Origin of the sequence: Actinoplanes sp. NPDC051633, from assembly GCF_040681735.1 — a bacterium.
In the GTDB taxonomy this organism is placed as follows: domain Bacteria; phylum Actinomycetota; class Actinomycetes; order Mycobacteriales; family Micromonosporaceae; genus Actinoplanes.
This window is the reverse complement of the sequence record NZ_JBFAZH010000490.1, coordinates 1-5,517: the sequence shown is the minus strand read 5'-3', so window position 1 is coordinate 5,517 and position 5,517 is coordinate 1. Positions and strand designations below refer to the sequence as shown.

General features: G+C 68.0%; 6 protein-coding genes and 1 pseudogene. 6 read left to right on the top strand and 1 reads right to left on the bottom strand.

Annotation, left to right across the window (positions count from 1 at the left end; translation table 11 throughout):
- The first annotated feature begins 94 nt into the window (after positions 1–94).
- From AB0M20_RS24690 to AB0M20_RS24670, 5 genes are all read left to right on the top strand, one after another.
- Positions 95–520, top strand: coding sequence for a roadblock/LC7 domain-containing protein (locus AB0M20_RS24690; protein ID WP_364301925.1), 426 nt, complete (start codon positions 95–97; stop codon positions 518–520).
- Positions 521–606: 86 nt separating this feature from the next.
- The gene (locus AB0M20_RS24685) at positions 607–921 is read left to right on the top strand and encodes a DUF742 domain-containing protein (protein ID WP_364301927.1); all 315 of its coding nucleotides are present in this window, start codon (positions 607–609) and stop codon (positions 919–921) included.
- A 112-nt stretch (positions 922–1,033) separates the two neighbouring features.
- Positions 1,034–1,588, top strand: a complete 555-nt coding sequence (locus tag AB0M20_RS24680) for an ATP/GTP-binding protein (RefSeq protein ID WP_364301923.1) — start codon at positions 1,034–1,036, stop codon at positions 1,586–1,588.
- A gap of 89 nt (positions 1,589–1,677) precedes the next feature.
- On the top strand, positions 1,678–2,616 hold the full coding sequence (locus AB0M20_RS24675; RefSeq protein ID WP_364301921.1) for an ABC transporter substrate-binding protein: 939 nt from the start codon (positions 1,678–1,680) through the stop codon (positions 2,614–2,616).
- A gap of 48 nt (positions 2,617–2,664) precedes the next feature.
- Positions 2,665–2,922: a DUF6343 family protein gene (locus AB0M20_RS24670; protein WP_364301919.1), complete on the top strand. Its 258-nt coding sequence runs from the start codon at positions 2,665–2,667 to the stop codon at positions 2,920–2,922.
- Positions 2,923–2,932: 10 nt separating this feature from the next.
- On the opposite strand, the gene AB0M20_RS24665 is transcribed toward AB0M20_RS24670, so the two are convergent.
- Complete coding sequence (locus tag AB0M20_RS24665) at positions 2,933–4,885, bottom strand: trypsin-like serine protease (protein ID WP_364301917.1); 1,953 nt, start codon at positions 4,883–4,885, stop codon at positions 2,933–2,935.
- 208 nt (positions 4,886–5,093) lie between these two features.
- On the opposite strand from AB0M20_RS24665, the pseudogene AB0M20_RS24660 reads away from it, so the two are divergent.
- Positions 5,094–5,517 (top strand): annotated as a pseudogene (locus AB0M20_RS24660) (hypothetical protein); the annotation flags it as partial.

The following is a 5,517-nucleotide window of genomic DNA, read 5'->3' as shown; positions in this document are numbered from 1 at the left end:
CGGACGACGTACGCGCCCGGCTCACCGCGTTTCGTCGCGGCGTCCAGCGCGGCAGCGATTCCTCCCCCAGTCTCGACGTCGAAGGAAGGTCCCGATGAGCGTGGAGATGACCGCCGATCGGCATCAGTTCAACTGGTTGCTGGGTAACTTCGTGCATCAGACCGACGGGGTCCGTGATGCGGTCGCGGTCTCGTCGGACGGGTTGTTGATCGCGGCGTCGGACGGGTTGAACCGGGCCGAGGCTGATCATCTGGCGGCGATCGTGTCGAGTCTGGCCAGTGTGGCCCGCAGTGCGTCGCGGCGGTACGACTTCGACGGGCTCAAGCTCATCATGATCGAGATGCGGCGCGGCTTCCTGCTGGTCTCGATCATCGCGGGTGGCAGTTGTCTGGGTGTGGTGGCCGGCGGCGACAGCGACGTCGGCCTGGTCGGTTACGAGATCTCCCGCCTGGCCGAGCGCTTCGGTGCGCTGCTGACCCCGGCCCTGATCTCCGAATCACGGCAGTACCTGCCGCGATGAGCGACCTGCCGTACACCGGGTCCCCGCCCTACGGCGGGCCGCCCCCGGGACGATCGTCCGGCGAACCCGATCCGGACGACGATCTCATGGTGCGGCCGTTCATGTTGACGGGTGGGCGGACGCAGCCGTTGCAGGATGGGTTGCGGATCGAGACGTTGCTGCATGCGGCGCCGGCGGCGTTGTCGGCGCCGTTGCGGTTCGAGTCGCGCCGGATCGTGCAGTTGTGTCAGGCGCCGATGGCGATGGCCGACCTCGCGGTGGCGTTGCGGGTGCCGCTGGGGGTGGTCCGGGTGATCGTGGCCGATCTGATCACCGAGGGCTATCTGCAAGTCGAGGACCACCTGGCGGAACTGCCCATCAGCGTGATCGAAAGGATCCGAGACCGTGTCCGGGCGCTCTAGACCCCCGCACCCCCTACACCCACAGCACCCCCTGCACCCGCAGCCGGCGCACCCGCTGCCGCAGCAGCCGGCGCAGCCGCAGCAGCCGGCGGGGTCGTTGGCGCCGGTGTCGGTGAAGATTGTGATCAGTGGCGGGTTCGGGGTCGGGAAGACCACCTTCGTCGGCGCGATCTCCGAGATCGAACCCCTGGTCACCGAGGCCGACCTGACCGAACGGTCCCTGGGCGTCGACGACACCACCGCGGTGTCGGGCAAACACACCACCACCGTGGCCCTGGACTTCGGCCGGATCACCCTGGAAGACGCGCTGCTGCTGTATCTGTTCGGCACCCCCGGACAGGACCGGTTCTCCTTCCTCTGGGACGACCTGGTCGACGGCGCGCTGGGCGCGATCGTCCTTTTGGACACCCGCCGCATCGAGGACTGCTTCCCCGCCCTGGACTACTTCGAAGAACACGACATCCCGTTTCTGATCGGGGTGAACACCTTCGAGGGCACCCGCCGCTTCGACCTGGACGAAGTCCGCGACGCCCTCGGCGTCCCGGACGGTGTGCCGATCGTCGAATGCGACGCCCGGCACCGCGAATCGGTGAAAAGTGTCCTGGTCGCCCTGACCGAAGTCGTCCTCACCCGGCGCCTGGGCCGACAGAAAGCAGCCACCGCATGACAACATCCCGCACGACAACATCCCGCACGACAACATCCCGCACGACAACATCCCGCACGACAACATCCCGCACGACAACATCCCGGGGTTTGGTCGCCCTGCTGCTGGTGCTGGTCATGGCGGGGTGCGGGGGTGGGGAGGCGCGGATTGTGGCGCCGCCTGGGGTGACCCGGACCGGCTGCGGGACGGTGCGGATCGCGGTCAACCCGTGGGTCGGCTACGCCGCCAACGTCGCGGTCGTCAGCTACCTGCTGCGCACCGAACTGGGCTGCACTGTGCTCGAGACCGACCTCACCGAGGACCAGTCCTGGCAAGGCCTGGCCGCCGGCACCGTGGACGTGATCCTGGAGAACTGGGGCCACGACGACCTGAAAAAACGCTACATCGACGACCGGAAAGTCGCCGTCGAACAAGGCCTCACCGGTAACAAAGGCGTGATCGGCTGGTACGTGCCGCCCTGGCTGGCCAAAAAACACCCCGACATCACCAACTACAAAAACCTCAACGACTACGCCGAGTTGTTCCGCACCGGCAAATCCGGCGACCGCGGCCAGTTCCTGGCCGGTGACCCGTCCTTCGTCACCAACGACGCCGCCCTGATCACCAACCTCGGCCTGAACTACCAAGTCGTCTACGCCGGCAGCGAAGACGCCCTCATCACCGCGTTCCGCCAAGCCGAAACCAACCGGACACCGCTGATCGGCTACTTCTACACCCCGCAATGGCTGCTCTCGGAAATCCCCCTGGTCCACATCCCGCTACCGATCTACAAACCCGGCTGCGACGCCGACGCCAAAACCGTCGCCTGCGACTACCAGCCCTACGACCTGGACAAAATCGCCCGCAAAGCCTTCGTCGACAGCGGCACCCCCGCCGCCGACCTCATCAAAAACTTCCGCTGGACCAACAACGACCAAAACGCCGTCGCCCGCGACATCACCGTCAAAAAACTCACCCGCGACGCCGCCGCCAAGCGTTGGCTCGACGCCCACCGCCCCACCTGGCAGAAATGGCTCCCCCCGAAATAGCGGTAGCGGGCGACGCCGGTGACACGTTTTTGGGCATACGGTGGATTCGTGTTCTCCCAACCACCTGGACGCAAGGGCACGGTCGAGCACCCCTACAGCGCGCTCAACCTGCGACTGGTGCTGGCCCTTTTCGGTCTCGTGTCGTCGACCGTCTTCGCGGTGCTCGCGTTCCGCGCCGGCTGGACGGCGGCCGGGTGGATCCTGGCCGTCATCGCGCTGACCGCCGCGGTCGACGTCGTGGTGGTGCAGAAGCGGCGCCGGGCCCGGCGCAAGGTCCAGGGCCCGGGCCAGTCGTTGTTCGAGTAGGCCCGCCGTCCTACTCGGTGATGCGGACGTCGTCGACCCAGCCGCGGTATCCGCCGGTGTTCGCCGACTGGTCGTACCCGATGTCGATCTGGCTGATCTGCTTGCCGTTGGCCGCCGCGCCGAGCGGGACCGAGACGTAGTTCCACTTGTCCAGCGTCAGGCGGTTGCACTGCGCGCCCGGGTGGATCGAGTGGCCGTTCTGGTCGACCACGCCGGCGTCCCGCAGGCTCTTCTTCACGGAGTCGAACTGGTCGGTGAAGATCAGGTCGGCCGCGACACAGGTGCTGTTGGTGCCGTCGGCGTAGTCGAAGCTGTTCGCCTTGCTCTGCGGATAGATCCAGTACGACAGGCGGGTCGAAGGAGTCACGAACACGTCCGTCAGGGCGAACGCCCCGGTGTACGCGAACGACTTGGTGGCGTTGTTGTCCTTGCCGGAGTAGAGGATGACCTTGCTGCCGCCGTGCGCCCGCGGATCCTCGCCGACGAACATCTCCGGCCCGGTCAGGCCGCAGCAGACGCCGCCGACGTTGAGCAGCCCACCGCCCGGCGCCGTCGTGGACACCGTGTTGCGCCAGGTGAGACCCGGCTGCCCGCTCTCCAGGCCGCTGCTGAACTTGTCGGTCCGCACGATGTCGGAGATCGAGATGTCGTCGACGAAGCCGCGGTATCCGCCGGTGTTCGGGCCCTGGTCGTAACCGATGCTGACCGTGTTGATCACCTTGTTGAGCGAGTGGTCGCCCAGCCGCACGACGACCTGGGACCACTGGTCGAGCGGCATCTTGTTGCACTGGTTGGCCGGGTGCGCCCGGTTGCCGCGCTGGTCGAGGGCGCCCGAGTCGCGCAGCGTGCTGCCGTCGGTGAAGGTCAGGTCGACCCCGACGCAGGTGCTGTTGGTGCCCTCGGGGTAGTTGTAGCCGGTCGCCTTGCTCTGCGGATAGATCCAGTACGACAGCACGGTGCTCGCCCGGACCTGCGTGTTACGCAGACGGAAAGCCTTCGTGTACGCGTACGACGTGGTCGCGTTGTTGTCCTTGCCCGAGTAGAGGATGGCCTGCGTGCCGCCGTGCGCGCCCTGCGGCGGGACGCCGGTGAAGAGCTCCGGCCCGGGCACGTTGCAGCAGACGCCGGTGACGTTGAGCAGCCCGCCGTGCCCGGCCTCGGTGCCGACGGTGTTCTTCCAGTGCGGCCGCGGATCGGCGGCCTCGAAGCCGGTGCTGAAGCCCGGCAGGTTCGCGGTTATCCAGGAGGCGAAGACGTCGGCCCGGGCCTCGGTGGCCCGCGGCGTCGCCGTCGTCGACTCGCCGACGCAGCTAGCCCGGTTGGCGTCGATGTGCACCCCGACCAGCTCGATCGCGGTGCCGGTGAAGCGCAGCGCCGGCCCGCCGGCGTCCCCCTTGCACAGGCCGGTCGTGGCGTCGCCGGCCGGCACCAGCGAGAAGCTGCCGTCCGAGACACCGTCCACGGTGGTCGATGCCGACTTCAGCCGGGAGGGCACCCACTCGTCCCGGGTACGGCCGAAACCCGCGACGGTGACGCTCGAGCCGTCGGCCGGCGGGGTGGTCGCGATCCGGACCGGCGCCACCGTGGTGACCGGGGTGTCGAGCCGGGCCAGCACCACGTCGCTCGCGGCGTTCACCACGATGTCGCGCACCGCCACCACCGCGCCGCCGGCGCCGTTGAGGTTGCTGCGGCCGACCGTCACCGTGGTCGCGCGATAGGGCTCCCCGGCGAGGGTCGTGCCGTCCTCCCCCGCGAAACACGACGCCGCGGTGAGCACGAGCTGGGGATGGACCAGCGTGCCGGAGCAGGCACGATCGGAGCTGCCCATCTCCAGCCGGGCCACGAACGGCAGATCGCCGTCGGCGACGTCGCCGCCCCCGGTGACCCCGAACGCCGTGCCGGCGCTCGCCATCACCCCGCTCAACACCAGCACCGGCACCAGAAGCGCGCGTTTGACCGTCATCTCTGTCAGAGCCCCCGCTCAGAAAGGACCGCGCCGCCCCGCGCGAGTCAGGGGACACTATAGACAGACGCGAAGATCTTTTGGGTTCGCTCGTTCAGGCAAGATCATTCACCTGATCCACTGGTTTCGGCTCGCCTCCGCGATCGGCGCGATAAAAGGACTTAGATTGCATTTGTCCGTTTATCGCGCCGACCGTTCCGAGGCCCATGTGAAGATCCAGCACCCCATCGCCGTCGCGGTTCTCGCCGCGGCCCTCGTGACCAACCCGTCGCCCGCCGGCGCCGCGACCGAGCTCGTCGCCGCCTGGCGGATGAACGAGTCGTCCGGCGCCCGCACCATGGCCGACAGCAGCGGCAACGGCCACCGCGGATCGATCGGGCGCGAGGTGGACACCGGCGTCAAGGTCAGCGGCGCGACCGGCTACCGCTTCGAGCGGCTCTCACCGGACCGGCCGCCCACGCACCCCGGGCATCTGGTGAACGTGTCCGACTCCTCGGATCTCGACCCAGGCTCCGACAACTACGCGGTGACCGTGCGGTTCCGGACCACCCACAAGTTCGGCAACATCGTGCAGAAGGGGCAGGCCACGGTCTCCGGGGGCAACTTCAAGCTGCAGATCCCGAACGGCATCG

What these genes read in the sequence shown, in the direction of transcription:
- AB0M20_RS24690 (WP_364301925.1), top strand. Translation starts at nt 95, where the DNA reads ATGAGCGTGGAGATGACCGCCGATCGGCATCAGTTCAACTGGTTGCTG.
- AB0M20_RS24685 (WP_364301927.1), top strand. Translation starts at nt 607, where the DNA reads ATGGTGCGGCCGTTCATGTTGACGGGTGGGCGGACGCAGCCGTTGCAG.
- AB0M20_RS24665 (WP_364301917.1), bottom strand. Translation starts at nt 4,885, where the DNA reads ATGACGGTCAAACGCGCGCTTCTGGTGCCGGTGCTGGTGTTGAGCGGG.